General features: G+C 61.4%; 24 protein-coding genes and 1 tRNA gene. 24 read left to right on the forward strand and 1 reads right to left on the reverse strand.

Annotation, left to right across the window (positions count from 1 at the left end):
* The first annotated feature begins 13 nt into the window (after nt 1–13).
* From secY to AC1DON_RS11850, 20 genes are all read left to right on the forward strand, one after another.
* The gene (gene secY / locus AC1DON_RS11755) at nt 14–1,396 is read left to right on the forward strand and encodes a preprotein translocase subunit SecY (RefSeq protein ID WP_476934993.1); all 1,383 of its coding nucleotides are present in this window, start codon (nt 14–16) and stop codon (nt 1,394–1,396) included.
* Nucleotides 1,393–1,953 carry an adenylate kinase gene (locus AC1DON_RS11760; RefSeq protein ID WP_476934994.1) on the forward strand — a complete coding sequence of 187 codons (561 nt, stop codon included), beginning with the start codon at nt 1,393–1,395 and terminating at the stop codon, nt 1,951–1,953. Before secY ends, AC1DON_RS11760 begins: the two co-directional genes overlap by 4 nt.
* Nucleotides 1,954–2,274: 321 nt before the next feature.
* Nucleotides 2,275–2,643, forward strand: a complete 369-nt coding sequence (gene rpsM, locus AC1DON_RS11765) for a 30S ribosomal protein S13 (RefSeq protein ID WP_476934995.1) — start codon at nt 2,275–2,277, stop codon at nt 2,641–2,643.
* 10 nt (nt 2,644–2,653) lie between these two features.
* Nucleotides 2,654–3,043: a 30S ribosomal protein S11 gene (rpsK, locus tag AC1DON_RS11770; RefSeq protein ID WP_192619740.1), complete on the forward strand. Its 390-nt coding sequence runs from the start codon at nt 2,654–2,656 to the stop codon at nt 3,041–3,043.
* A 72-nt stretch (nt 3,044–3,115) separates the two neighbouring features.
* Entirely contained in the window at nt 3,116–4,132 is a 1,017-nt protein-coding gene (locus AC1DON_RS11775) for a DNA-directed RNA polymerase subunit alpha (protein ID WP_476934996.1), read from the forward strand.
* Between the two features lie 237 nt (nt 4,133–4,369).
* Nucleotides 4,370–4,786 (forward strand): 50S ribosomal protein L17, encoded by a 417-nt coding sequence (gene rplQ, locus AC1DON_RS11780; RefSeq protein WP_476934997.1) that lies wholly within the window; start codon nt 4,370–4,372, stop codon nt 4,784–4,786.
* Between the two features lie 252 nt (nt 4,787–5,038).
* Complete coding sequence (locus AC1DON_RS11785; RefSeq protein WP_476934998.1) at nt 5,039–5,206, forward strand: hypothetical protein; 168 nt, start codon at nt 5,039–5,041, stop codon at nt 5,204–5,206.
* A gap of 155 nt (nt 5,207–5,361) precedes the next feature.
* Nucleotides 5,362–6,630: an alkaline phosphatase family protein gene (locus AC1DON_RS11790; protein ID WP_476934999.1), complete on the forward strand. Its 1,269-nt coding sequence runs from the start codon at nt 5,362–5,364 to the stop codon at nt 6,628–6,630.
* A gap of 55 nt (nt 6,631–6,685) precedes the next feature.
* On the forward strand, nt 6,686–7,921 hold the full coding sequence (locus AC1DON_RS11795; protein WP_476935000.1) for a TCR/Tet family MFS transporter: 1,236 nt from the start codon (nt 6,686–6,688) through the stop codon (nt 7,919–7,921).
* Nucleotides 7,918–8,286, forward strand: a complete 369-nt coding sequence (locus AC1DON_RS11800) for a DUF1801 domain-containing protein (RefSeq protein WP_476935001.1) — start codon at nt 7,918–7,920, stop codon at nt 8,284–8,286. The genes AC1DON_RS11795 and AC1DON_RS11800 overlap by 4 nt, the downstream gene beginning before the upstream one ends.
* Nucleotides 8,287–8,397: 111 nt before the next feature.
* Nucleotides 8,398–8,772 (forward strand): VOC family protein, encoded by a 375-nt coding sequence (locus tag AC1DON_RS11805; RefSeq protein ID WP_476935002.1) that lies wholly within the window; start codon nt 8,398–8,400, stop codon nt 8,770–8,772.
* Nucleotides 8,773–8,868: 96 nt separating this feature from the next.
* Nucleotides 8,869–10,320 (forward strand): Do family serine endopeptidase, encoded by a 1,452-nt coding sequence (locus AC1DON_RS11810; RefSeq protein ID WP_476935003.1) that lies wholly within the window; start codon nt 8,869–8,871, stop codon nt 10,318–10,320.
* Between the two features lie 174 nt (nt 10,321–10,494).
* On the forward strand, nt 10,495–13,215 hold the full coding sequence (locus AC1DON_RS11815) for a TonB-dependent receptor (RefSeq protein ID WP_476935004.1): 2,721 nt from the start codon (nt 10,495–10,497) through the stop codon (nt 13,213–13,215).
* Between the two features lie 151 nt (nt 13,216–13,366).
* A complete protein-coding gene (locus AC1DON_RS11820; RefSeq protein WP_476935005.1) occupies nt 13,367–13,579 on the forward strand; it encodes a hypothetical protein in 213 nt (70 codons plus the stop codon).
* Between the two features lie 113 nt (nt 13,580–13,692).
* Nucleotides 13,693–14,979, forward strand: a complete 1,287-nt coding sequence (locus AC1DON_RS11825) for a replication-associated recombination protein A (RefSeq protein ID WP_476935324.1) — start codon at nt 13,693–13,695, stop codon at nt 14,977–14,979.
* Between the two features lie 5 nt (nt 14,980–14,984).
* Entirely contained in the window at nt 14,985–15,461 is a 477-nt protein-coding gene (locus AC1DON_RS11830; protein WP_476935006.1) for a DUF805 domain-containing protein, read from the forward strand.
* 40 nt (nt 15,462–15,501) lie between these two features.
* Nucleotides 15,502–16,326: an RluA family pseudouridine synthase gene (locus tag AC1DON_RS11835; protein ID WP_476935007.1), complete on the forward strand. Its 825-nt coding sequence runs from the start codon at nt 15,502–15,504 to the stop codon at nt 16,324–16,326.
* Between the two features lie 168 nt (nt 16,327–16,494).
* Nucleotides 16,495–18,240 (forward strand): vWA domain-containing protein, encoded by a 1,746-nt coding sequence (locus tag AC1DON_RS11840; protein WP_476935008.1) that lies wholly within the window; start codon nt 16,495–16,497, stop codon nt 18,238–18,240.
* A gap of 186 nt (nt 18,241–18,426) precedes the next feature.
* On the forward strand, nt 18,427–20,262 hold the full coding sequence (locus AC1DON_RS11845; RefSeq protein WP_476935009.1) for a TadE/TadG family type IV pilus assembly protein: 1,836 nt from the start codon (nt 18,427–18,429) through the stop codon (nt 20,260–20,262).
* Between the two features lie 74 nt (nt 20,263–20,336).
* Entirely contained in the window at nt 20,337–20,744 is a 408-nt protein-coding gene (locus tag AC1DON_RS11850) for a DUF805 domain-containing protein (protein WP_476935010.1), read from the forward strand.
* On the opposite strand, the gene lipB is transcribed toward AC1DON_RS11850, so the two are convergent.
* Nucleotides 20,728–21,444 (reverse strand): lipoyl(octanoyl) transferase LipB, encoded by a 717-nt coding sequence (gene lipB / locus AC1DON_RS11855; protein WP_476935011.1) that lies wholly within the window; start codon nt 21,442–21,444, stop codon nt 20,728–20,730. The genes AC1DON_RS11850 and lipB overlap by 17 nt on opposite strands.
* A gap of 103 nt (nt 21,445–21,547) precedes the next feature.
* Here lipB and AC1DON_RS11860 point away from each other — a divergent pair, with 103 nt between their 5' ends.
* From AC1DON_RS11860 to AC1DON_RS11875, 4 genes are all read left to right on the forward strand, one after another.
* Nucleotides 21,548–21,799, forward strand: coding sequence for a FliM/FliN family flagellar motor switch protein (locus tag AC1DON_RS11860; RefSeq protein WP_425353176.1), 252 nt, complete (start codon nt 21,548–21,550; stop codon nt 21,797–21,799).
* Nucleotides 21,800–21,904: 105 nt separating this feature from the next.
* A tRNA-Leu gene (locus AC1DON_RS11865) sits at nt 21,905–21,989 on the forward strand.
* A 58-nt stretch (nt 21,990–22,047) separates the two neighbouring features.
* Nucleotides 22,048–23,526: a magnesium transporter gene (gene mgtE, locus AC1DON_RS11870; protein ID WP_476935012.1), complete on the forward strand. Its 1,479-nt coding sequence runs from the start codon at nt 22,048–22,050 to the stop codon at nt 23,524–23,526.
* 143 nt (nt 23,527–23,669) lie between these two features.
* Nucleotides 23,670–26,216 (forward strand): lysozyme, encoded by a 2,547-nt coding sequence (locus AC1DON_RS11875; RefSeq protein WP_476935013.1) that lies wholly within the window; start codon nt 23,670–23,672, stop codon nt 26,214–26,216.
* The last annotated feature ends 35 nt before the right edge of the window (nt 26,217–26,251 follow it).

The raw sequence follows: 26,251 nt of genomic DNA on the forward strand, positions 1-26,251 counted from the left end.
TTCGAGGATTTTTATGGCATCAGCTGCTGAACAATTAGCCGCAAATATGAATTTCGGCGCCTTTGCCAAGGCGACCGACCTGCACAAGCGCCTGCTGTTCACGCTGGGCGCGCTGATCGTTTACCGCCTGGGGACCTATATCCCTCTGCCGGGCATCGATACTGCGGCGTTCGCCCAAGCGTTTTCGGGCCAGGCCAACGGCATTTTCGGCATGATGAACATGTTCGCCGGCGGTGCCGTTGAACGCATGGCCGTCTTCGCGCTGAACCTGATGCCGTACATTTCGGCGTCGATCATCGTGCAGCTCATGGGCTCGGTTTATCCGCCCTGGGAAAAGCTCCGCAAGGAGGGCGGCGAGGCCGGCCGCAAGCAGCTCAACCAATATACCCGCTATCTCACGGTCGTGCTGGCCCTGATCCAGTCGTTCGGCATCGCTTCGGCCATGTTCCAGAGCGGCATGACGATCGACAAGCAGAACCCGATCTTCTTCATCGTTACGGCGATGACGACTCTGACGGCCGGCACACTGTTTCTGATGTGGCTGGGTGAGCAGATCACCTCGCGCGGCATCGGCAATGGCTCGTCCATGATCATCTTCGCCGGTATTGTCGCAGTCCTGCCCAAGACCCTGACCCTGCTTCTGGGGCAGGCTCAGCAAGGCCAGATCCAGCCGTTCGTGCTGCTGGTCCTGCTGCTGGTGCTGGTGGCGACGATCGTCTTCATCGTCTTCATGGAACGCTCCCAGCGCCGTCTGTTGGTGCAGTACCCCAAGCGCCAGGTCGGCAACCGTATGATGGGCGGCGAAAGCTCCTTCATGCCACTGAAGGTCAATACCGCGGGCGTTATTCCGCCAATCTTCGCCTCGTCGCTGCTGCTGATGCCGACGTCGGTCATGGCTTTTGTCGGCCAGAACCCGGACAAGATTCCGTCCTGGCTGAGCTGGCTGCCGTCCTTGTCAGGGCAACTGACCCACGGCCAGCCTTTGTTCATGGGGCTGTACGCCACCATGATCATCTTCTTCTGCTTCCTGTACACCTCGCTGGTCTTCAATCCGGATGAAACGGCTGAGAACCTGCGCAAGTACGGCGGCTTCCTGCCAGGCATCCGCCCGGGCAAGCGGACGGCGGAGTATCTCGACTTCGTGTTGACCCGCATCACCGTCGTCGGCGCCGGGTATATCACCATTGTCTGCCTTCTGCCGGAAGCGCTCATCGCCAACCTGGGCAACAGCTTCTATTTCGGCGGGACCTCGATCCTTATCGTTGTGACGGTGACTATGGACACGGTGGCGCAGATTCAGTCGCATCTGCTGGCGCACCAGTACGAAGGCCTGATCAAGAAGTCGAAAGCCAGGGGCGCGGCCAAGGCCAGCTTGCCGCGCGGAGCCGGCCGATGAATATCATTCTGTTCGGACCGCCGGCCGCCGGCAAGGGAACCCAGGCCAAGCTGCTCGTCGAGCGCCGTGGCATGGTGCAGCTCTCCACCGGAGACATGCTGCGCGCCGCCATTGCCGCCAAGACCGAGCTGGGCCAGCGTGTCGAAGGCATCATGCAGAGCGGTGGACTGGTGTCCGACGGCATCGTCATCGCCCTGATCGAAGAGAACCTGCCGCGGGCTGAAGCTGCTGGTGGCGCCATCTTCGACGGCTTTCCGCGCACCGTGGCGCAGGCCGAGGCACTCGACACGATGCTGGGGGCGCGCGGCGCCATGATCGACCGTGTCGTCCGTCTGAAGGTAGATGATGACGCGCTGGTCGATCGTATCGCCAAGCGCTTTGCCGATCAGGGCCGCCCTGACGACAACCCCGAATCCTATAAGGTGCGCCTGGGGGCTTATAACGCCCAGACCGCGCCGCTTCTGCCCTACTATGCCGCTCAGGGGAAACTCCATGAGGTCGATGGCATGGGACCGGTGGACGACATCGCCGCCCGCATCGAGGGCGCGCTGAGCTAAGCTTTGTAGGCTTTTCCTGGGACCTTCATTTCAGGTCTCTGGCAAGGCCGACGGACTGCTTGAGCAGGTGCGATAAGTCGCGCGGTGCTTGAGCGGAAATAACAGTAAAGAATATGTGAGAGCTTTACATTTCTCTTGCATTTTTCCGCGCTGAACCATTGACGGGAGCGAAAACCCTTCTATAAGGGGCAGCTTCCGCGAAAACACGCGTATGGGCCTCTTCCTCGCCGGGACCGGCAGGGCAGGGGACGCATACGTGTCATCTTTCGTATTAAGAAATGCGCTCCGTAAGCATGGGGGCGCGTTGCAGGAGATCACCTCGTGGCCCGTATCGCAGGCGTCAACATACCGACCAACAAGCGCGTTATCATCGCGCTTCAATATATTCACGGCATCGGCGCCAAGAACGCCGGCGAAATCGTCCAGAAGGTCGGTATCGAAGACAGCCGCCGCGTTAACCAGCTGACGGACGCCGAAGTGCTGCAGATCCGCGAAACCATCGATCGTGACTATACGGTCGAGGGCGACCTGCGCCGCGAAGTCTCGATGAACATCAAGCGTCTGATGGACCTGGCTTGCTACCGCGGCCTGCGTCACCGTAAGGGCCTGCCGGTCCGCGGTCAGCGCACGCACACCAATGCTCGTACGCGCAAGGGCCCGGCGAAGCCGATCGCCGGCAAGAAGAAGTAAGGATTAGCCGATGGCCAAAGAACCTTCACGCGTTAAAAAGCGCGAACGCAAGAACATCACGTCGGGCGTGGCACACGTCAACGCGTCGTTCAACAACACCATGATCACCATCACCGACGCACAGGGCAATGCCGTGTCGTGGTCGTCGGCCGGCATGATGGGCTTCAAGGGCTCGCGGAAGTCGACCCCGTACGCCGCTCAGGTCGCCGCTGAAGACGCCGGCCGCAAGGCAATCGAACACGGTGTCAAGACGCTGGAAGTCAGCGTCGCAGGTCCGGGTTCGGGCCGTGAATCGGCTCTGCGCGCCCTTCAGGCGGTTGGTTTCACCATCACGACCATTCGTGACGTGACGCCGATCCCGCACAACGGCTGCCGTCCGCCGAAGCGCCGTCGCGTTTAATACGTACTTCCTGTTTTATCAGTCGCCCTGGCTCATTTGCCGGGGCGGCCTTTCCTGTCTTGAGGGACGTAAATGATCGAAAGAAACTGGCAACAGCTTATTCGTCCTGAGAAGCCACAAGTCGAAGCGGGTTCCGACCCCTCCCGCAAAATGCGCCTGGTCGCCGAACCGCTGGAACGCGGCTTCGGTGTGACGCTCGGCAACGCGCTGCGTCGCGTGCTTCTCTCCTCGCTGCAAGGCGCGGCCGTCACCTCCGTCCAGATCGACGGCGTGGTGCACGAATTCTCCTCCATCGAAGGCGTCCGTGAAGACGTCGTCGATATTATCCTTAACATCAAGCAACTGGCGCTGCGCATGCACGCCGAAGGCCCCAAGCGCATGGTTCTGCGCGCCAATGGCGCAGGTCCCGTGACTGCCGGCCAGATCGATGCCCCCGCTGACATCGAAGTGCTGAACCCTGACCACGTCATCTGTACGCTGGACGAAGGCGCTTCCGTGCGCATGGAGTTCACAGTCCAGAACGGCAAGGGCTATGTCCCGGCCGACCGTCTGCGTCCGGAAGATGCGCCTATCGGCCTGATCGCCGTGGACGCCCTCTATTCGCCGGTCAAGAAGGTCGCCTACAAGGTCGAGCCTACCCGTCAGGGCCAGTCGCTCGACTACGACAAGCTGGTGCTGGAAGTCGAAACCAATGCGGCTGTCACGCCGGTTGACGCGGTCGCTTTCGCGGCCCGCATCCTGCAAGACCAGCTTCAGATCTTCATCACCTTCGAAGAGCCGAAGGCGCCGGTCGTTGAAGAAGGCAAGCCTGAGCTGCCGTTCAACCCGGCCCTGCTCAAGAAGGTCGACGAACTGGAACTCAGCGTCCGTTCGGCGAACTGCCTGAAGAACGACAACATCGTCTATATCGGCGATCTGATCCAGAAGACGGAATCGGAAATGCTGCGCACGCCGAACTTCGGCCGCAAGTCGCTCAACGAAATCAAGGAAGTCCTGGCTTCCATGAACCTGAGCCTCGGCATGGACATCCCGAACTGGCCGCCGGAGAATGTCGAAGACCTGGCGAAGAAGTTCGAAGATCAAATCTGATCTTTCGGAAATATGGACCCGGATGAGCGATCATCCGGGTTTCCTATTTATAGGAACTGTTTTTTTCGGTTCCGGCTTATCGGGAAAGACCAAAACCTTGTCCCGGTAATCTCCGCAAACCTGCTTTGCGGACGCTCAAAGCGGGTGATGGCCGTCGGCCTTTCACCTTTGTCTTCGGGCTCGTTTTTGGGGCCGCGCATCAGCCTGTGCGCTACGCGGTCTTATGGAGATTTACTCATGCGTCACGGCTCCGGCTATCGCAAACTCGGTCGTACGACCGCTCACCGTATCGCCATGTTCGCCAACATGTCGGCTTCGCTGATCAAGCACGAACAGATCGTCACCACCCTGCCGAAGGCCAAGGAACTGCGTCCCTTCGTCGAAAAGCTGGTGACCCTGGCCAAGTCGGGCACGCTGCACGACCGCCGTATCGCCATCTCGCGCGTCCGTGACGTGCCCCAGGTCGCCAAGCTGTTCGACGTCCTGGCCAAGCGCTACGCTGACCGTAACGGCGGCTATATCCGCATCCTGAAGGCTGGCTACCGTCACGGCGACAACGCCCCGATGGCCGTCATCGAGTTCGTCGAACGCGATGAAACCGCCAAGGGCAAGGATTCGGGCCCGGTCTTCACGGCCGCTGCCGACGAGGAATAAGGATCATTCGATCCAAACAAGAGAGCCCCCGGTTTCCGGGGGCTTTTTTTGTGTTTCGGCGTGGTCAGGGCTATGGCCTTGGCGCGTTAAGACTCTGGTTATCTCAGTTAACGAGCCTGTGATGATATGTCATGAGCTGTTATTTCGCTTATGCGTAAAAGCGGGCTAGCCTTGCACTACGGGGGCTTGTTTCGAGCAGCAGGTGCCCGCCAAACTTTTCCATCAGGTCTATCTCAAAATCAGGAGGGCAATATGTTGACTAACGACTATGAAAGCCGTGTGGCCGACCCCGCCGAAACGATGCACGGTGTATCGGGCGATTTCGCATTGAGTGAAGACATGACGCTTGAAGCCGCGGTTCTGGAAGAAATGTCTGTCTTTTCTGAGCCGGTTCTCGATCGCATTCGGGCCAGCGACTGATCCGGGCGCTTAGATTAAGCCTCTCATAAGCATGGAAGCCGCCGGTCTAATCCGGCGGCTTCTTTTTTGGTTTCCGTCGTAATAAATTCACAGTCTGCGGCTTGACCAACCGTGTCAGGGCTCGACAATGGCGGCGTTCGTACTCCGGAGGCGCCATGCTGCCGCGCAAAGCCTGTATCCTTGTTCTGTTCGCGCTGTCGGCTCTGCTGCAGGCATGTGCGGGCCTGCCAGGGAGCGACCGATCATCCGCGCGCGTGCCGCTGGTGCTGGTATCCATTGACGGCTTTCGCGCCGACTATCTCGATCGCGGACTGACACCGAACCTCAGCCAGCTGGCGGCGTCGGGCGCACGGGGCACGATGCGGCCGTCCTTCCCAAGCGCGACGTTTCCCAATCACTATACCCTGATCACGGGACTGGTCCCGGACCATCACGGTATGATCGCGAACAATATGTTCGATCCGACGCATCCCAATACCGGGACCGACCCCGGTGCGGCCTGGTTCACCAAATCCAAGGATGCGGACGGCTTCTGGTGGAAGGATGGTGCCCCCATCTGGGTAAGCGCGCAGACAGCCGGCCTGAAGGCGAGCCTCGTTTTCTGGCCGGGGGCCAAAGCCGAGATCAAGGGCCTGCGGCCAACCTATGCAAGGCCGTGGGAAAAGGGCGTGAGCAGCAGGGGCCGTGTCGATCGCCTGCTGGAACTCGCCGACTTGCCGGCGGCTGAACGGCCGGACCTTTATCTCCTGTATTTCGACGAGGTCGACGAGGCTGGTCACGATTTCGGACCCGAGGCAAGGCAGACCCTGGACGCCGTCGTCAGCGCCGATGCGGCGATCGGCGCCCTGACCCAGGGGCTAACGGCCCGCGGAATCAAAGCCAACATCGTCGTCGTATCGGACCATGGCATGGCGGCCGTGTCACCCGATCGGACCTACTACCTCTCGGATCTGCTGGGAAAAGCCGCACTGGCGCCTGGGGTGGAACAGGATCCAAGATATCAGTTGGTTTACTGGGGCGCGTTCGCGATGCTGAACCGGGCGCCGGATGCCGCGGCACTGGTTGAAGACAGGCTGATCAGGACGCGTCAGGACCATATGAAATGCTGGCATAAGGCGGACATCCCAAGGCGCCTGAAGTTCGGAAGTCATCCTCGCGTGCCGGAGATCCTGTGCCTAGCCGATCCGGGTTGGCAGGTCGCCGGGCTCAAGGATATCGGCAGCGACCTGGGCAACCACGGCTACGATCCGGATGCGCCGGATATGGCGGCCGTCTTCGTTGCGAACGGCCCGGATATGCGCTCCGGCGTGACACTGCCAAGATTTGACAATGTGGATGTCTATAGCCTGGAAGCGAAGCTCCTCCGCATCAGGCCGGAACGCAGCAATGGCTCACTCAAGAGCTTAAGGCCGGCGCTGAAATAACTCGGGTAGCCGATAGGCGCGGCTTGGGTTAAGGAGGGAAAAACAGGGAAGATGCATGTCCAATCCACCGCCTCCGCGTAAAGCCGCCGCTGCCTTCATCCTGGTGACGGTGTTTCTGGATATGCTGTCGATCGGCATCATCATTCCTGTGCTGCCGCAACTGATCAAGGGCTTTCTGGGCGGCTCGGTGTCCGAGGCTGCGGTGTGGATCGGTATTTTCGGCGCGGCGTGGGGACTGGCCCAGTTTATCTTCTCGCCGGTACAGGGCGCCCTGTCCGACAGTATCGGCCGCCGGCCGGTTGTCCTGGCGTCGAACTTCGGCACCGGCATCGACTATCTGCTGATGGCCCTGGCGCCCAATCTGTGGTGGCTGCTGGCCGGTCGGATCGTCAGCGGCATTACGGCCGCCAGCATTTCAACGGCCTACGCCTATATGAGTGACGTGACGCCGCAAGAAGGCCGCGCCAAGGTCTTCGGCCTTATGGGCGCAGCCTTCGGCATCGGCTTCGTCGTCGGGCCTGGCCTGGGTGGGCCGCTGGGCAGCATCAATCCGCATCTGCCCTTCTTCGTGGCGGCCGCCTTAAGCCTGCTCAATTTCCTTTACGGCTTCTTTGTCCTGCCCGAATCGCTGCCGAAGGACAGGCGCAAGCCCTTCGAGCCGCATGCCGCCAACCCCATCGGCGCCATTCGCTTCCTGGCGCGTTCGGGGCAAACCCTGCGCCTGGCAGCGATGAACCTCTTGATGATGTTCGCCCACAGCGTCTTTCCAACGACCTTCGTATTATTTGCCGGCTATCGCTTCGGCTGGGGGCCAGCCGAGGTCGGCTATTGCCTGGCGGGTGTCGGTGTATTGTCGGCCGTCGTCCAGGCCGGGCTGACGGGCATTATCGTCAAGGCGATCGGTGAGGTGCGCACCATGTATCTCGGCATCTTCTGTGGCGTCATATCGTTCACGGGTTATGCGCTGGCGCCGGACTGGACGATTTTTGTTGCCTTCATGCCCGTTGGCGCCATGTGGGGGCTGACCACGCCTAATATCCAGGCCCTGATGAGCGGCTGGGTGGCGCCACAGGAGCAGGGAACACTCCAGGGCGCCAATATGAGCTTGTCGTCCATGGCGACCATCTTCGCGCCGCTGGCCTTTGGCGCCGTGCTCTCGTACGTGACGCACCCGACCGTGGCCAAGATGTTCAGCGGCGCATCCTTCCTGCTGGCGGCGACCTTCGTGCTTCTGGGCCTTCTGCTGGCCTTCGGCGTCAAGGCGGCGCCGAAGAAGGCCCCTGAGGCATGAACGTCGTCGATGATTTCATGGCAGCGCTTGTGGCGCCGAACAAGGCCGAAATCGAAGCGGTCCGGCAGATCATTCTCAAGGCCGCCCCTGGGATCACCGAAGGAATCAAATGGAATGCGCCAAGCTTCTTCTACAAGGATTGGTTCGCGACGTTTCATCTTCGCGCCAGGACCGGTATCCAGGTTATTCTGCATAGAGGTGCGAAGGTAAAGACGGCGCCGATGGCGGAGGTCGCTGACCCTTCCGGCCTGCTGGAATGGCTGGCTCCGGACCGGGCGACGATGAAATTCGCCGATATGGACGCGATACAAGCGCGGCGAGAGGATGTGGCGTCGGTCATCAGGGCCTGGACCGCCGTGCTTTAGCGGACGTTTGCGCTTCAATGTCCGTTAGCGAGCAATGAACGCATCCTATATGTCGGCGGCACGTATCTTCTTTGCTAAGGTCCCTGAAACTGACACCGAAAGACCTGCTGAATGCCCACCATCATTGACCAGCGACCATTCCTCGCCACCAAGAATTTCCGCCGTTCGATCGACTTCTATACGCGGTTAGGCTGGACCGCGGTCTACCAGGACGCCGACCTGTCGCTGATGGAACTGGGGGCGTCACACCTGTTCCTGCAGAACGCCTTTGTCGAGCAGTGGGCGCACAACACCATGGTCCATCTGGTCGTCGACGACGCGAAGGCCTGGTATGAGACGGCAAAGCGCGTAAAGGAAGAAGGCGGTTTCGACGAGGTGACCGTGCACGCACCGCGCCGCGAGGCCTACGGCGCGGTCGCGACCCACGTCATCGACCCTGCTGGCATCCTGTTGTTCTTTGCCCAGTTCGACCAGAAGCCGGCTTAAAGCGAAATGGGCGTATCAGCGCCGTGCTCCAGCCTTGATACCGCCGCATTAGTCTCTAAATCTTGATCCGGAACCTTCGTCCTGGAATTCACGTAAATGAAGCTTAGCGCCCTCTCCAAATCCCTTTTAACCGGTTTGTCGGCCCTTGCCATGCTGGCGGCGTGCGGGCCGGGCCAAACCCAGGATACGCAGAAATATTCGGGCTCGGGCTTCAACCAGGAAACGGCGCCTGTCCAGCCGCGTCGCGTGCCGAGTTCGCAGCAGGAGGTCAAGGCGTCGTTCGGCCCGGTTGTCCGGACTGTCGCGCCGGCCGTCGTCAACGTCTATGCCGAGAGCATATCGCGCCAGCGCGTCGACCCGTTCTGGGAAATGTTCGGCGCCGTGCCGCGCGCCCGCACCGAAAAGTCGCTGGGCTCGGGCGTCATCGTTCGCAAGGACGGCATTATCGTCACCAATAACCACGTGGTCGAAGGCGCGACCTCGCTGATGGTGGTGCTCAGCGATCGCCGCGAATATCCCGCCAAGCTGCTGCTGGCCGACCCGCGCACCGACCTGGCCGTGCTCAAGCTGGAGGCGCCCAACGAGACCTTCGCGACGCTGGAGATGGACGACGACCGCGACCAGCAGGTCGGCGACCTGGTCCTGGCGATCGGCAACCCGTTCGGCGTCGGCCAGACGGTGACCAGCGGCATCATCTCGGCGCTGGATCGCACCCAGGTCGGGTCGGGGGAGGGCGCCTATATCCAGACCGACGCCGCCATCAACCCCGGCAATTCCGGCGGCGCCCTGGTGGATATGAACGGCCGGCTGATCGGCATCAACTCCTTCATCCTGTCGCGCTCCGGCGGCTCGGCCGGTGTGGGCTTCGCCATTCCGTCCGCCCAGGTGTCGCGCGTCGTCGCCTCGGCCGTCGGCGGCCAGACCCAGGTCCAGCGCGCCTGGCTGGGCGCCAAGGGGAATGCCGTAACCAGCGAGATCGCCCGCAGCCTGGGCCTGACCCGGCCGGAAGGCGTGCTGGTCTCCGACGTCTACCGCGGCAGCGCCGCCGACGCGGCGGGTCTCAAGACCGGCGACATCATCCTCAATGTCGATGGCCAGCCGGTCAATGACGAGTCGGGCCTGCGCTACCGCATCAGCCTTGTGCCGATCGGCCAGACCGTGCCGTTGACCATCCTGCGCGCCAATCGCCCGGCCGACCTGCGCATCAAGGCGTCGGCGCCGCCGGCCAACCCACCGCGCGACGAACGCCTGTTGAAGGGCGAGAACCCGTTCTCTGGCGCCAAGGTCGTCAACCTTTCGCCGGCCGTTGCCGACGAACTGGGTGTCGATCCGTTCGATGCACCCAAGGGCGTGCTGGTGTTCTCACTGGAAGGGACGCGGACCTATGCCGCAAGCGTCGGCCTGCGACCGGGCGATATCATCCGCGCCGTCAATGGTGTGAACATCGAGACAACCAGCCAGCTCGACAGTGTCCTCAAGGCCGGATCGCGCGGCTGGCGGATCACGATCATCCGCAACGGGCAACAGATCACGGCACAATTCCGCTGACATGTGTGCTGCAACATCATTGCAACACCTCGCTGCGATGACGGCTCAAAACGGGCCTGACAGGCATCTGTCACCAAACTGACATGGCTCTGTAGCGGCGACGTCACAAATTCCCCCTAACGGCCCTCAGCAATGACGGCCGGAGGTCCGGCCGTCTGGGATCTGGGGATACCAATGACCTTTTCGATGAAGGGCGCAGCGTTTAAGGCCGCGCTTATGACGGGCGTGGCGCTGTTTGCCGGCTACGCACAGGCGCAGGCTGCCGAAGCTGCCGGTGATGACGCGCAGGAAGTCGTCGTTCATAGCCGCCGTCCACTGGCCGAAAGCGAAGCCGCCGCCCTGCGCGTCCAGAAGGCCTCCGACTCGCTGGTCAGCGTCCTGTCGGCCGACGCTATCGGCGACCTGCCGGACCAGAACATTGCCTTCGCCATCGGCCGTCTCCCCGGCGTCGGCGTTGAGCGCGACCAGGGCCAGGCCCGCTACGTCAACCTGCGCGGCATGCCGCGCCGCTGGGCGACCATCTCGTTCGACGGCCTGGGCGTCGTATCGGCGGAAGGGCGCGACTCGCGCTTTGACAATATCCCGTCGGCCATCGCGTCGCAGGTCACCGTTCAGAAGGCCATCGTGCCGTCCATGCCGGGTGACACGGTCGCCGGCAATATCGACATTCGTACCCGCCGCGCCTTTGATTACGCCGGCCAGAAGATCACCGGCAAGCTGGGGCTCGGCACGGTCGCCCTGGGTGGCGGTCAGGAATACGACGCGAACTTCGTCTATTCCAACATTTTCCTGAATGGCAAGCTGGGCGTAGTTGCCCAGGCCTCACACTATCAACGCGAAATGGCGACCGAGAACTGGGAAGTCGATCCCTATCTGCCGGAACGCGCCGCCGCGCCGGGCAAGCGCTTCGCCCGCGAGTTCGAATACAAGAACTACCGTCTGACGCGCTACAACGACTCGCTGTCGCTGCGCACCGACTACAAGATCGACGATAACAACACGGTCTTCGCCTCGACCATCTGGACCCAGTTCCACGACGACGAACTGCGCGACAACTTCATCGTGCGTCTCGACCAGGGCACCAGCGCGGCCAAGGTTGCCTATAACAGCGACGCCTATTTCACGGCCAATGACCCGACCCAGGGCACCGTCTATGGCGCGCGCCTGAACGGCCGCGTCGACTACCGCGACTCGAAGGAATCGCTTGGTACGACGACCTTCGGCGGTGAGCATCGCTGGAGCGATTTCGACATTTCGTGGCGCGTCAACCAGACCCAGGCTTCAAACGGTGCGGACCAGCCTGTCGGCTTCGCCTTCCAGAGCCCGTCGACGTTCAGCGCGCGTCCGACCGTCGATTACGACTTCCGCGACCCGGACCATAACACCGTCCACCTGTTCACGACCGGCGGCACCGACACGGCGCGCACCAAGGGAGCGGCCACGCAGTCGGCCGAAGCCTTCTCGACGCCGATGACTTCGGTCTTCCGTATCGAGGGCGGTGAACTGACGATCGCCGATACGGCCAAGATCGATGTCGATCGCAGGACGCAGCTGTTCGGCCGCGACACCAAGGTCGAGTTTGGCGGCCTGATCACGGCGCGCCGCAAGAAGAACACCCCGGTTCAGTATACCGGTACGCCCACGACCCTGACGGCTAAGGGCATCACGGCCCCGACCTACACCAGCCTGACCTCGACCATTCCGTACAAGGGTGAGCAGGAGCTGGGCTACACCTTCAACTACACGGACAAGGAAACGACCAAGGCCTTCGTCGCTGCCGCCGATGCCGCCGGCGCTTTGGTGCGCGATGATACGGCCGCCGCCCAGAACTTCTGGCGCGTGACCGAAACCCAGACGGCCGGTTACGTCATGGCGACGACCGACATGAGCTGGGGCAACCTGGTCTACGGCGTGCGCGTCGAAAAGGTCCAGAACACCGGGGAAGCCCTGGTCAACTTCGCTGCCAGCGGACCGGCCGACTACCGCGTGGTTCATACCGAAAGCGAAGACACGCTGGCCTATCCGAGCGTCCACGTGAACTGGAACCTCCGTGACGACCTCAAGGCGCGCTTCAGTGTGACCTCGACGGCCTCGCGTCCTGACTTCGACGACCTGCGCCCGAACTTCACCTACAGCGACGCCAACCAGACGATCAGCGGCGGCAACCCTGACGCCAAGCCTGAAAAGCAGACAGGCTTCGACGCCTATCTGGAATGGTATCCGAAGAACGGCTTCGTCATGGCCGGCTTCTTCTACAAGGACATCAAGGATGTTCTGTTCAGCCAGACCGGCGTCTTTAACCGCGACGTGCTGAATTCCGGCGCGACCGATCGTTCGGGCTATACCCTGACGACCCTGCGTAATGGCGGCAACGGCAGCTTAAGCGGCTTCGAAGTCTATGTGTCGCAAACAGCGGAAGACTTTGTTGCTGAAAACAACCTGCCGGCCTGGCTGGGTGGCTTCGGTGTCCGGGCCTCGGCGACGCTTGCCAATTCGGAAGTGACGGTTCCTGCCGCCAACGGCGTTCCGGCCCGTACCGTCAGCCTGCCGGGTACCTCTGACGGCGTGTATAACCTGCAGGCCATCTACGAAAAGTACGGCGTGACCGTTCGCCTGGCCTATCAGTACCGTACGGACTGGGTCCAGGATATCGGTGGCTACCAGCTGGCCGGCGCCAATGTGGTTGCTGCAGACAATGGCGACGTCTACTGGGCAGCCGACGAGGAAATCGATCTGTCGGTCCGCTACCAGATCAACACAAACCTGGAATGGTACATGGACGCGTCGAACATCGGCAACCAGCCAGCCGTGCGTTATGGCGGCACCGAAGACAAGCCGATCGAGCATGAACGCTTCGGTCCGCGTTATTCGACGGGTATCCGTTTCAACTTCTAACGCTTGGACAATGCTCCAGATCCTGCGCCGCTGCCGTAAGCAGCGGCGCTTTTTTATGCCTGCCGTTAACGCTCTTGCTTAGGCTGGACTTAAGCCGGGAGGTGTAGCGTGACCTTGCCGGAGCATGATCCGGCGTTGTGGAGGCATGCCAATGAGTGGTGCCATTCCAGCGATTGGGGACGTCCAGGGCTCGGCCAGGGTGCAATATGTCCTGAAGCCGAAGCCGGTCGAATACGTATCAGCCGCGGGCAAGTCCGGTGGCGACAGCTTCGGGCCGGCCTTTGAGGTTACCCTGTCGAAAAACGCCCAGGCGGCACTAAAGGCCAAAGAGGCCACGACGACGAAATTCGGCGACGGCCGATAACCGGGATTATGAAAGGTCATTGAAACACAGGACAATTGTTCTATATTTGTTTCATGGCCGCTTCCCCGACTGCCGACCTGTTCGGCGACACCCAGCCCGTCATTCGTGACGCCATGCCCAAGGTCGACGAGGCTTCAAAGCCGCTGGCGGATCGCCTGCGGCCGAAAGCCGTTTCTGAGGTCGTCGGCCAGGACCACCTGCTGGGGCCCGACGGTGCCATTTCGCGGCTGATCGAGCGCGGCTTCTTGCCCAGCCTGATCCTGTGGGGCCCTCCGGGTGTCGGCAAGACGACGATCGCCCGCCTGCTGGCCGAAGCGGCGGGTTACGAATTCCAGCAGATCTCCGCCGTCTTTTCCGGCGTTGCGGACCTGAAGAAGGTGTTCGAGGCAGCACAGCAACGCCACCGCATGGGGGCGCGCACCGTCCTGTTTGTCGACGAAATCCATCGCTTCAACCGCGCCCAGCAGGACAGCTTCCTGCCTTATGTCGAGGCGGGCGTCGTCACCCTGATCGGCGCGACGACGGAGAATCCGTCGTTTGAACTGAACGGGGCGCTTCTGTCGCGCGCCCAGGTCTTTGTCCTGCGCCGCCTGGATGATGCGGCGCTGGATCAGATCATCGACCGCGCCGAAGATCATATCGGTCATAAGCTGCCACTGACGCCAGAGGCGCGCGAGACGCTGAAACTGCTCAGCGATGGCGATGGCCGTTACATCCTCAGCCTGGTCGAATCCCTCGATCATATGGGTTTTGATGCGCCTATCGACAGCGACGAACTGCTGGCGCACCTGCAGAAACGCCGGCCGAACCACGACAAGGACCGGGAAGGGCACTACAACCTGATCTCGGCCCTGCACAAGGCGGTGCGCGGCTCGGACCCGGATGCGGCGCTGTATTGGCTGGCGCGGATGCTGAATGGCGGCGACGATCCTTTGTTTATCGCCAGGCGGCTAATCCGCATGGCATCGGAAGACATCGGCAATGCCGACCCCATGTCGCTTCTGCTGTGCAACGCCGCCCGCGACACCTACGAAGTGCTAGGCTCACCCGAAGGCGAACTGGCCCTGGCCCAGGCGGTGGTCCATATGGCCTCAGCGCCCAAGTCGAACGCCATCTACACCGCCTTCAAGAAGGCCCAGCAACTGGCGAAGGAGTCAGGGCACCTCGATCCACCTGCGGTTATCCTCAATGCGCCGACCAAGCTGATGAAGGATATCGGCTATGGTGCGGGCTATATCTATGACCCGGACGATCCTGACGGCTTTTCGGGTCAGAACTATTTCCCGGACGGCATGAAGCGCCCGCGCTTCTATGATCCCAAGGGCGATGGCCACGAAGGCAAGGTCCGGCAAAGGCTCGAAGCGTGGGCGGCCCTGCGCGACCAGAAGCAACGCCGTTGATCTTTATGCTTATCTTTCTCCTGATGGTCCTGTTTGCCATCGGGAGCGTTGTATTTCTTTGCGCCTTTCCATTTCTTCGCCGGGTGGGTACCACTTTCAACCGGTTTGGTGCGTCCAGGCCGGTCGCAACGCCGGTGCAGGCGGTGACCCAGGAGATAGCCCGAAGCTTCGATTTTCAGGGACGAAGTGGACGCAAAGAGTTTTGGAGCACGCAGGCTTTTCTGATCGCCGTCTGGATGAGTGTTGTCTTTGCCGTTGGCTGGGTTTCAGTGGTGTCTAACAGCGAGTGGGTGCTTTACGCTGTACCCGTCGTTTGGGTGGCGGTAAGTATCCCGGCGCTTAGCCTGTGTGTACGCCGTCTTCATGACCTGAATATGAGTGGCTTCTGGCTGCTCATAGGTTTGGTTTTTGGTTACGTGATACTGCTCTACTGGTTCTGTCAGCCGACTCAGGACGACGATCTGGCGGTGGGCGTCTTCTGATTGATTTGACGAAGCCGCGCCAGGCCGCTAACGGCTTGCCATGGTCAAGCACTCCCCCCAGCATCTGAAGGCGCTGAAAGCTCGGAAGCCCAGCCCGGCGCAGGTGCCGAAGTTCATTCCCGCGTCCAAGCTGCCGCGTGATATCTCCGACGCCGACGTCGCCTGGGTCAAGGCGATGGTGATCTATGAAGACGCCGATATCATGGGCTTCAACAAGCCGTCCGGCCTGTCGAGCCAGGGCGGGCGTGGTGACCACCACAATCTCGACGACCTGATGTGGGCCTTTGCCCGTTCGAACGGCAAGCGGCCCAAGCTGATCCACCGGCTGGACCGCGACACGTCGGGCATATTGCTGGTCGCCAAGACGACGCCCGTGGCCTCCTTCCTCGGCAAGGCGATGATCCGCCGCGCCTTCGCCAAAACCTATCTGTGCATTGTCTCCCATGCCGCCCGCCTGCCGGACCGCTTCGAGGTCAACGAGGCGCTGCGCCGGGAAGAGCAGGGGCGCGAAGCCTGGTCGCGCGTCTGCGCACCCGATCACCCTGACGCGCTCACCGCCAGCACGGCCTTCGAGGTCCTGGGGCGTTCCGGGGACGCCGCACTGGTGCGCGCCATGCCGCATACAGGGCGCATGCACCAGATCCGCGTCCACCTGGCGCATCTGGGCTGTCCGATCGCCGGTGACGCGCGCTACGGCGGCGTGCTCAGCCTGGAGGGCCGTGGCGTGCCGCGGCTGATGCTCCACGCCCTGACCCTGACCTTTCCGCATCCGGCCGGCGGTGACAAGACCCTGTCCGCGCCGGTGGCGGAAGACATGGCAGCGTTATGTGCGGCGCTCGACCTCAACCTGCCTTTGACTGGGTAAGGGTTTGCGAGCAGCGTGATCACTTAAAGCGCTGAAAATGCACGCTTAATCATCCATTCACCAAGAGTTTTTATCGTTCGCTAATTTGGCGAATGATACCTTTGGCCTGTTATTTTACAGGCCGCAGAAGGTTGGCCGATTATTGACCGCGTAGTTCCAGGTGGGGCGATGGTAATCATTGGCAAGTTTCTTCTTCGTACGCTGCGGCGGCTGCTCGGCGTGCGTGCCGGCCAGGGCGGCAATGTGTCGATCATCGCTGCCGTGGCGGCCGTGCCGATCCTGGCGGCGGTCGGCGGTGGAATCGACTACAGCCGGGTGCTGACGGAGCGGGCGCACCTGCAGGACGCTGTCGACAGCGCCGCCATTGCCGCCGCGCTCGACGCGACCGGGGTGCTCAGCAATCAGCAGACCGCCGCGGACCACGCGTTCAGCGCCAACACCAAGGGAACGAACCTCGAGACCTATGGCGCCGACGGCGACCTGACGACCGAGACCAGTAACAACGTCAATGTGATGAAGTACAGCGCGACGGCCGTGGTTCCGGCCTATCTGCTGAAACTGGTGGGTGTCGAATCCATTCCGATCAGCGCTGTCGCCAAGGCGGGCGTAACCATCAATACCGCTGAAATCGTCTTCGTCCTCGATAATACCGGCTCCATGGCCCAGAACAGCAAGATGGCGACGCTGAAGACCAGCCTCGATACCGTCCTGGCGACACTGGTCGATCCGGTGACCGGCAACAATCTTGGCACGACCAAGGTCGCCCTGGTGCCGTTCGACACCCAGGTCGCCTTGAGCGACGCCAATGGCATGACGGGCTATGCCGGCAATTTTGCCTCTGTCAGCCAGACCTATACCTGCACCACTTTGACCGCTGGCCAGTGCGATGCCGTCACGACCAATGCCAAGAACCTGTGCAGCTGGGTGACGAACAACTATTCGAACTCTGCCGGAACCACCTGCGCGACCAATGCGTCGAATTATACGAAGTACAACAACGGCTATTATTACGTTTATACGACGACGTGGTTCAATAATCCGTACTACAACAGCAACTGCTATAATTACTGCTCAAATAACACGCGGTACCTGAGCTACTACCGGGTCGCGGCTTTCAGCGCGAGCAATTCGTCGGCCAGCCAGCAGGGGAATTCGACGACCAACGGATACTACTGGTCAAGCACGTCGGGCGTGACGCCATCCTACGCCGGCTACAACAACTACAGCCAGTACAGTGGCACCATCACCTATAGCTATCCCTATACGGGCGGTTATGGCGCCACGGGTTCGACGATCAAGGACAACAACACCATCACGACCAATGACGATCTGTTGGGCGTCGGTACGGCCAACTGGTCGGGTTGCGTTGTCGATCGGACCCAACCCTATGACGTGCAGTCGGATGCACCTTTGACCAGCAACGCGGCGACCCTATATCCGGCAGCCAAGTGCGCCACCAACAGCCTGCTTCCGATCGTGCCGCTGACCACCGATATCGCTTCGGTCCGCGCCTACGCCAAGAAAATGACGCCGGCCGGCAATACCAATGTCACCATTGGCATCCAGTGGGGCATGGAAGTCCTGTCGCCGTCGGCGCCTTTCCAGGGCGGTGCGGCCTTTACCGATCCGACGGTCAACAAGTACATGGTGGTGCTGACCGACGGCCTGAATACCCAGAACCGCTGGACGACGACCGCAGCGACGATCGACGCGCGCATGACACTTGCCTGCACCAATGCCAAAAATCTTGGCATCACTGTCTTCACCATCCGACTGGAACAAGGCAATTCGGACAAGCTTCAGGCCTGCGCGTCAAATACCGGCTATTATTACAACCTGTCCAACGCCAGTGAACTGAGTGGAACCTTGGGCAAGATCATGAAGTCCATAAAGAAAATCCGATTGACTAATTAACAATTCATTAAGTATTGTTTCTGCGGTACTTGTGTAATTATGGCTTGTTCCTTGCATTTAGCGTGATGATAATTTCGTGAATGTTCGGGAATGGAACGCTTTACGTTGTTTCGTTCCCGGATTTTCCCGATTTTAAGATTTTACCGCTACAGTCGTCCCACTTGTAGACTGGCAAGGACCATGAGCTTGACATCGCTTCTCGTAAACCGGGCTGCTATCGTTGGATCGTACCGGAAACTTATCGGTGCGTTGCGGCGCTTTGGCGCCAGCCGCGCCGGCAACACGGCCGTTATCTTCGGCCTGTCGGCATTCGCCATCTTCGGCGCCATCGGCGGCGCCATCGACTTCTCCCGTGTCGACAGCGCGCGCAAGCATCTCCAGGATGCCGCTGATGCCGCTCTCCTGCGCTCCATGTCGCTCAGCTACGCTACGGCGGACGATACGCGCAAGATCGCGGCCGACAAGGCGTTCAGCGACAATTTCAGCGACAAGTCCGTCTACGCGATCAACAAGGCGCTGCTCAAAAGCACGACCGGCAATACGGTGGATCAGACCTACACGGTCTCGGCCAAGGTCACGAGCTATTTCGCCGGCTTCATCGGCATCGACAACTTCGATGTGAAGGTCGTCGCCAAGGCACAGTCGCAGATGCAGAAGTCGGAGATTGCGCTGGTGCTCGACACCACCGGATCGATGGCCAAGAATAACAAGATGGTCAATCTGAAGAGCTCGATCGACAGCGTCCTGTCGAGCCTCCTGGTCGACGGCAAGAACGTTTCCGGCACCAAGGTCGCCATCGTGCCGTTCCATCACCAGGTCCGACTGGCGCCAAGCACAACCTATACCTATATCAATTATGGCACGCAAAGCGTTGGCGAAGGCTGCAAGAGCGGCACCAACGGCAATCTGTGCAACGCGGTTAGGGATACCTACGGCAAGGTCTGTAAGGCCAGCGCCAATGTCGAAGAGTGCAAGAAGACGGTCAAGGCCTACTATCAGACGTACAAGTTGACGGTCGGCGGCGTCGAGCGTACCTACTACAACACCTATATGGTCGCCGAATATGCCGGCATAGCCTACAGCTTCGCGGAAACGACCTATACGATTACCGTGACCAAGACCGTGACGCCGACGACAACGGTGAACCCGGAAACCGGCACGACATCGACCTCCAGTTCGACGCAGACGACGACCACGCAGTATTTCGAGGGATCGAGCGGCGGCACCGTGACGCACGGCGACTATCAGAGCGCTCAGAACAAGAAGAACACCTGTTACAGCGGCACGACCGGCTGCTTTGTCGACCTGCCGTCAGGCACGATCACCTATAGTGCCAGTTACGGCAACGGCTACGGCGCATCCACCGCGCTGTCACGTTCCGTCAACAGCATATTCAGCGGCCAGGGCACGCGCTGGGAAAATATCCCGGCCATGAGCGAGAACCGCGCCGGCTGGCCGGGCTGCGTCATCGATCGCAAGGCGCCGTACGACACCCAGGCAGATGCGCCGAACCCCGCCAATGTCGATACCCTTTACATCGCCCGGAGCTGTGCCGATAATTCCTTGAAAGCCGTGCAAGGGTTGAGTGACAATATCGCGACGGCAAGAACCTTCGTGTCGAGCCTGACGTCGGGCGGGGACGGCACCCGGACAAATGTTACGATCGGCGTGCAATGGGGCATGGAAGTCCTGTCGCCCAGCGAGCCCTTTACCGGCGGCGTCGCCTTCAATGATGAAACGACGCGCAAGTACATGATCGTCGTGACCGACGGCGAGAACAACGGCAGCGCTGCCAGCAACAATACGGCGACGATCGACGCCCGCACGGCATTGGCCTGTACCAACGCCAAGGCAAAGGGCATAACCGTCTTCGTTATCAAGGTCATCGAAGGCAATTCGGACATGCTGCGTACATGCGCCACGCGCCCCGACTACTTCTACGACCTGACCAGCGCCGCCCAGATCAATACCGCCCTGTCGGCGGTGTTTGAGGCCATCAAGAAGACGCGTCTGACTGAGTAGGCGAGGCGTACGGCCACACTTGACTTTACCGGGGCGGCTGGCGACAGTCGCCTCTTATTTTGAGAAGTGTTTGCATGAACTCGAAGATCGACTGGGCCCACCTGTTTCTGTCCGCCGAAGGCCGCGTCCGCCAGACGCCGTTCCTGATAGGGGCGGCGTTGCTGCTGCTTGTGCTGGCATTCTATGAGGCGCTGGTGTCCGGGCCACTGCAGTTCGTTACCGGCTGGATCGTCTATCCGGCGCTGATCTATGGCGGCGCCTGCCTCCTGTCGAAGCGCCTGCACGACCGTGGCCGGTCCGGCTGGTGGTCGGCGGTGATTCTGGTCGCGGTGGTCATGGTCTGGCCGCGCCCGGTCGGCTTCTTTGACTTTATCGCTGTCGCAGTCCTTGTCTGGGCGGTGATCGACCTGTGCGTCATGCCGGGTGAGCGCGGCGACAACCGCTATGGCCGGACGCTGTATCGACTCAAGACTCAGGTCTGACCTCTACGGGACCGAATATGGCCTCAAAGCTCATGCGCAGCGCGTAGTCCACATCGTCCATCGTTACCGGCAGGCCCAGGTCGAGCAGGCTGGTGACGCCGTGCTCGGTAATACCGCACGGCACGATGCCTCCGAAATGGCTGAGGTCGGGCTCGACGTTCAGGCTGATGCCGTGGAAGCTGACCCAACGCCTGAGCTTGATGCCGATCGCTGCGATCTTGTCTTCGCTCAGGGGGCTGTAGCCCTTATCCTTGCGCTCGACCCAGACGCCGACGCGCCCCGGGCGGATATGGCCTTCGACGTTGAAGCGCCACAAGGTGTCGATCACCCACTGCGCGAGCGCCTCGACGAACAGGCGGACGTCCTTCCTGCGCCGGTTGAGGTCGAGCATGACGTAGACCACGCGCTGGCCGGGGCCATGATAGGTATATTGCCCGCCGCGCGCCGTCGTGAAGACCGGAAAGCGTTCGGGCGCGATCAGGTCAGCCTCTTTCGCCGACACGCCGGCCGTATAGAGCGGCGGATGCTCGACCAGCCAGATGCACTCCCGGGCTTCGCCGGCGGCGATGGCAGAGGCACGGGCCTCCATGAAGGCCACGGCGTCAGGGTAGGGGACGAGTCCCTCCGCCACGATCCATTCGGGGACCGGGCTGTCATCGCCCAATAAAAAAGGTGGCGGAATTAACGCGTCGTCAAGCATGATTTGTCATTTATCAAATTGGCCCCGGACGCAAGTCTCCGATGCCGCCACCGCAAATATGGGGTGGCAACCGCTTCGAATTCAAGCAAGGTATCGTGTGACGATTTCCCAGGTTGGCGCCGTTCCCGTCGAAATTTCCGTCCTGCTGGGCCGTTCCGTCCTGCCGATGCAGCAATTGCTGCGCATGGGCCGGGGGGCGGTCATTCCGCTCGATGCCCGCGAACACGACGAGGTGTGGATCCTGGCGAACAACCATCCGGTGGCGCGCGGCGAAATCCAGATTTTCGAAGAAAAGATCTCGATCGTCGTGACGCGCCAGGCCGATGTGTATGATTACATGGCTCTGGGGTCGTAAAATCCTGTTCCGGACGTGAATATTCACAGGCACGCCGATATTTTCAGACAAAGCCCTTCACAAACGCTTTCAGTGTTGCTATGCCCGCGCCTCTCCGGATGACGTGCGGTCATGGCGGAATTGGTAGACGCGCAGCGTTGAGGTCGCTGTGCCGCAAGGCGTGGAAGTTCGAGTCTTCTTGACCGCACCATCCGGATGAGTTTTTGAGCGCGGCGCCGCGTAGAGCGCCAAAAGGGGAGGCCTGAGCCATGAGCCAGAAGTCCGACACCGCTCAAAAGAAAGGCGATTCTGAAAACGACATCAAGATCGGCCGCGACGAAGACATCGGCGGCGAGCTGATGACGCCTGAGCAGATCGAGGATTTCGCGCTCAAGGACGACTACGCGCTCAATCCGCAATATATCACCCTGGTCATCGATGCCGCCGATCGCGGTGACGGCATGCGCCTGCGCGAACTGCTGGACGCCCTGCATCCGGCCGACGTTGCCGACCTTCTGGGCTTCCTGTCCGAAGACTATCGCGAGCAGGTGATCCCGTGGATCCCGGCGGACGCCCTCGCCGAAATCCTGCCCGAACTGGATGATGATATCCGCGAGGAGGTCATCGAGACCCTGCACACGGCCGATATCGCAGAGGTGCTGCAGGAACTCGATTCCGATGACGCCACCGCCGTTTTCGAAGATCTGGAGGAAGACCAGCAGAAGGCCGTTCTGGCCGCCATGCCGGAATCGGAGCGCGAAGCCTTCGTCACCTCGATGACCTTCGAGGAAGAGACGGCCGGCCGCTTGATGCAGCGCGAAGTCATGGCTGCGCCCAGCTTCTGGAATGTCGGCCAGACGATCGACCACATGCGCGAGAACGGCGCCGATTTGCCGGAACTGTTCTTCGACATCTATGTGCTGGATCCCAGCCACAGGCCGGTCGGCGCCCTGCCGGTGTCGCTGCTGATGCGCTCGAAGCGCGAACTGCCGCTGACCCACCTGATGGAACCGACGACCGAAATCACCGTCGATCAGGACCAGGAAGAGGTCGCTTACATCTTCGAGAAGTATCACCTGATCTCGGCGCCGGTTGTCGATGCTTCGGGCCGCCTGGTCGGACAGATCACGGTCGATGACATCGTCAACATCATCCAGGAAGAAAGCCAGGAAGACATGCTGGCCCTGGCCGGTGTTTCCGAAAGCGGCCGACGCCAGGGCGTGTTCGACACGGTCAAGTCGCGCCTGCCGTGGCTAAGTATCAACCTTTTGACCGCCTTTATCTCGTCGTCGCTGATCCTGATGTTCCAGGACGAAATCCAGAAGCTGGTGGCCCTGGCCGTACTGATGCCGGTCGTCGCGTCGATCGGGGGCAATTCCGGCACCCAGTCATTGACCGTCGCGGTCCGGGCGCTGGCGGCGCGTGAGCTGACGGCGGCCAATGCCCCACGGACCCTGTGGCGTGAGGTACGGGTGGGGTTGATCAACGGCACGGCCATCGCCGTAGCCCTGGGGGTTGCCGCCAGTCTGTGGCAGGGCGTCCTGTTCGGCGTCGTCATCGGCACGGCGGTAATGATCAATCTGACGGCGGCGGCACTGGCCGGAACGCTTATCCCGCTGGGTCTGTCGAAGATCGGACGCGATCCGGCAGTCGCCTCACCAATCTTCGTGACCATGGTTACCGACTGCGTCGGATTCTTCAGCTTCCTGGGCCTGGCAGCCATGATTCTCCTCCCAAGACTGGCCTGATAGGTATCTGTCACAATCCTCTTGTAAGTCCCGCGCGGTATGTGGTTTGCTAGTTAACGATTGTCACGCTATTGGGCGTTTTGTTTTGGGGCATTGGGGCGACGATTCCGCTCCGTATGGACCATTTTGGGTCAGGATTAGGGATGAGAGCGCGTTTGAAGGTTTCCCGCGCCGGGGTCGAGCTGATCAAGAGTTTTGAAGGCCTGCGGTCAACCGCGGCCCGTCTGCCCGACGGCCGCTGGACACTGGGTTATGGTCACACCTTTTCGGCCCGGGAAGGCGCCACCTGCACCCAGGAAGACGCCGATGCCCTGCTGCGTTTCGACCTGCTGCCGATCGTCGATGCGATCAACAACCTGGTTCTGGTGCCGCTGAACCAGAACCCGTTCGACGCGCTCGTCTCCTTCTGTTTCAATATCGGCGTCGACAACTTCGCCCAATCGACCGTCCTTAAGCGCATCAACGAAGGCCGCATGACCGAAGCGGCCCTGGCCATGGACGCCTGGCGCTCGGCCGAATTCAACGGCCAGACCTATGTGCTGGCACCGCTGATCCGCCGTCGTGCGGCTGAAAAGAACCTCTTCCTGACTCCGGATGACGTCACCGGCAATGCGCCGTCACTGCTGGTCCGTCCGATGGAAGACATGGCCGACGCGCAGCCGTCCATTCCGGCCGAGCTCAATGCGCCGGATCGCAACGGCATGCTGTCCGCGCACCCGGTCGGCGAAGCGCCAGCCGTCATGCCGACGCCGGTTGCTACGCCTGCCACCTTCGACATTTCCGCTTCGCCGCAGCCTGTTGCCCAGCCTATCGAACGCCAGGTCATCGATCTGGCGGCCTTTGCGCCGCGTCCGGTTGAAAACGCTCCGGTCGCGCCCGCGCCGGTGGCTCCTGCAGCGACCCTGCCGCCGCCCTACAGCGCGTCGCCCTACGCCAGCAGCCCGACGCCCTACACCTACGACACGACACCGGCGATGAGCCCTGAGATCCAGGCCGCCATCGCCCGTGCCCAGGAAGACCAAAAACTTCAGGACCAGAAACTTCAGGAGCAGCGTCAGCAAGAGCTGCGGATGGAAGAGTTGCGCCGTCAGGAGCAGCAAGTGGTCGAGCAGCGCATGCGCGAGGAAGCCCAGCGCCAGGCCGAGATGCTGGCCGCGGCGCGGCTGGCCGAAGAAGCGCGTCAGCGTGAGGATGCCCGCCTGCGCGAGGAGGCGCGCCTGCAGGAATTGCAACGGCTTGAAGCCCAGCGTTTTGAACAGGCCCGCATCGAAGAAGCGCGGCTTGAGCTGGAACGCCAGGAGCGCGAACGCGCTTTGCGCGACGAAATGGTCCGCGCGGAACTGGCGCGTCTGGAACAGGCCCGTTTTGAGCAGGCTCGCCAGGAAGACCTTCAGACCCAGGCGCGTCTCGATGCTGAGCGTGCTGAGCGCGAGCGTCTGGAACGCGAACAGCAGGAATTCGCCCTGCGCGAAGCCGCCCGTCTGGAAGCCATGCGTCTTGATGCCGAGCGCATTGAGCGCGAGCAGGCCGAGGCTGCCCGCCTCGAGCAGGCCCGCCTTGAGCAAGAACGCGAGCGCCAGGAACAGCAACGTCTGGCACAACAGCGCTTGGACGACGAGCGCCGTGAGGCTGAACGTCAAGAGCAGGCCCGTGCCGAAGCTGCCCGTGCTGAACAGGCTCGTCTTGAACAAGAGCGTCTGGACCGCGAGCGCGCCGACAAGGAACGCCTTGAGCGTGAACGCGCCGAAGCCGAAAAGGCCAGCGCCCAGACCGCAGCACCCGCCGCCGACGCCACATCTACTGAAGACGCAGAAAAGGCGCGCAAGGCTGAGGCCGCCGCTGCGCTGATGCGCCTTTATTCGCCGTATGGTGCGGGTGGTCTTGGCCGTCCGCTGACGCCGCAGACGCCTAAGCCCGCTCCGGCTCCCCAACCCGTCGCCCAGCCGGCGCTGCAGCCCATGCCCGCGCCGCGCCTGGTGACGCCGGAACCCAAGCCTGCGCCGATCGAGACACCAAAGGCTGCCGAGCCAGAACCCGATGACGAACCTCTCCCGTCGGTCGTAAGCTTTGCCCTGAAGCCCGCACAGTCGGCATCCAATATGCCGCCGCCCCAGATCACGGCGCTCAACCCTTATGCGCGTCCGATCCCCAAGGACGATGCTGTCGTTGAGGTCCCGCGACCGAAGCCTGTCGATCTTTCGGCAGCCCCTCAGGCGGAAGCAGCCCCGCAAAGCGACAGCCTGAACTGGCGCGAGCAGCTTCAACGCCCGTTGCCGCCAGGCTATCAGACGTCACAGTCGACCCCCGTGCAACCGGCGCCGGTACAGGCCCCGCAGGCGGCCGTCGTTGACGCAAGCTTCGAAGATGCCTTCGGTCACGACGGCGACTGGACCAACGGCGATGGCCGTGTGGCTCTGACGGTCGACGAAGCCAACGAAGAAGGCGCATCGTGGTGGAAGATGATCCGCTCGACCTTCTGGTGGATACTTTTCAGCGCCATGGGCCTGGGCTGCCTCGGTTTCGCCGCTGCGACCTACTATCGCGCCCGTTTCGATCCGAATGTGGCCCGCATCCTTGGCAGTGAAGCCAACCTGACCATGATCTCAGTTCTGTCGGCCGCCGGTGGTATCCTGTTCGTCTGCGTCTCGGTGTGGCTGATCATGAAGCGCCTGGGCGGCCTGAAGGACTAACTCTCCACAGAAGCAAAAAACCAGAAACGAAAAAG

The sequence above is a fragment of the Asticcacaulis sp. P4_H10 genome (assembly GCF_056400965.1).

Excerpts from the sequence above, each read along its gene's own strand:
- secY (WP_476934993.1), top strand. The coding sequence starts at position 14 with ATGGCATCAGCTGCTGAACAATTAGCCGCAAATATGAATTTCGGCGCC.
- AC1DON_RS11760 (WP_476934994.1), top strand. The coding sequence starts at position 1,393 with ATGAATATCATTCTGTTCGGACCGCCGGCCGCCGGCAAGGGAACCCAG.
- rpsK (WP_192619740.1), top strand. The coding sequence starts at position 2,654 with ATGGCCAAAGAACCTTCACGCGTTAAAAAGCGCGAACGCAAGAACATC.
- AC1DON_RS11775 (WP_476934996.1), top strand. The coding sequence starts at position 3,116 with ATGATCGAAAGAAACTGGCAACAGCTTATTCGTCCTGAGAAGCCACAA.
- rplQ (WP_476934997.1), top strand. The coding sequence starts at position 4,370 with ATGCGTCACGGCTCCGGCTATCGCAAACTCGGTCGTACGACCGCTCAC.
- AC1DON_RS11785 (WP_476934998.1), top strand. The coding sequence starts at position 5,039 with ATGTTGACTAACGACTATGAAAGCCGTGTGGCCGACCCCGCCGAAACG.
- AC1DON_RS11790 (WP_476934999.1), top strand. The coding sequence starts at position 5,362 with ATGCTGCCGCGCAAAGCCTGTATCCTTGTTCTGTTCGCGCTGTCGGCT.
- AC1DON_RS11795 (WP_476935000.1), top strand. The coding sequence starts at position 6,686 with ATGTCCAATCCACCGCCTCCGCGTAAAGCCGCCGCTGCCTTCATCCTG.
- AC1DON_RS11800 (WP_476935001.1), top strand. The coding sequence starts at position 7,918 with ATGAACGTCGTCGATGATTTCATGGCAGCGCTTGTGGCGCCGAACAAG.
- AC1DON_RS11805 (WP_476935002.1), top strand. The coding sequence starts at position 8,398 with ATGCCCACCATCATTGACCAGCGACCATTCCTCGCCACCAAGAATTTC.
- AC1DON_RS11810 (WP_476935003.1), top strand. The coding sequence starts at position 8,869 with ATGAAGCTTAGCGCCCTCTCCAAATCCCTTTTAACCGGTTTGTCGGCC.
- AC1DON_RS11815 (WP_476935004.1), top strand. The coding sequence starts at position 10,495 with ATGACCTTTTCGATGAAGGGCGCAGCGTTTAAGGCCGCGCTTATGACG.
- AC1DON_RS11820 (WP_476935005.1), top strand. The coding sequence starts at position 13,367 with ATGAGTGGTGCCATTCCAGCGATTGGGGACGTCCAGGGCTCGGCCAGG.
- AC1DON_RS11825 (WP_476935324.1), top strand. The coding sequence starts at position 13,693 with ATGCCCAAGGTCGACGAGGCTTCAAAGCCGCTGGCGGATCGCCTGCGG.
- AC1DON_RS11830 (WP_476935006.1), top strand. The coding sequence starts at position 14,985 with ATGCTTATCTTTCTCCTGATGGTCCTGTTTGCCATCGGGAGCGTTGTA.
- AC1DON_RS11835 (WP_476935007.1), top strand. The coding sequence starts at position 15,502 with ATGGTCAAGCACTCCCCCCAGCATCTGAAGGCGCTGAAAGCTCGGAAG.
- AC1DON_RS11840 (WP_476935008.1), top strand. The coding sequence starts at position 16,495 with ATGGTAATCATTGGCAAGTTTCTTCTTCGTACGCTGCGGCGGCTGCTC.
- AC1DON_RS11850 (WP_476935010.1), top strand. The coding sequence starts at position 20,337 with ATGAACTCGAAGATCGACTGGGCCCACCTGTTTCTGTCCGCCGAAGGC.
- lipB (WP_476935011.1), bottom strand. The coding sequence starts at position 21,444 with ATGCTTGACGACGCGTTAATTCCGCCACCTTTTTTATTGGGCGATGAC.
- mgtE (WP_476935012.1), top strand. The coding sequence starts at position 22,048 with ATGAGCCAGAAGTCCGACACCGCTCAAAAGAAAGGCGATTCTGAAAAC.
- AC1DON_RS11875 (WP_476935013.1), top strand. The coding sequence starts at position 23,670 with ATGAGAGCGCGTTTGAAGGTTTCCCGCGCCGGGGTCGAGCTGATCAAG.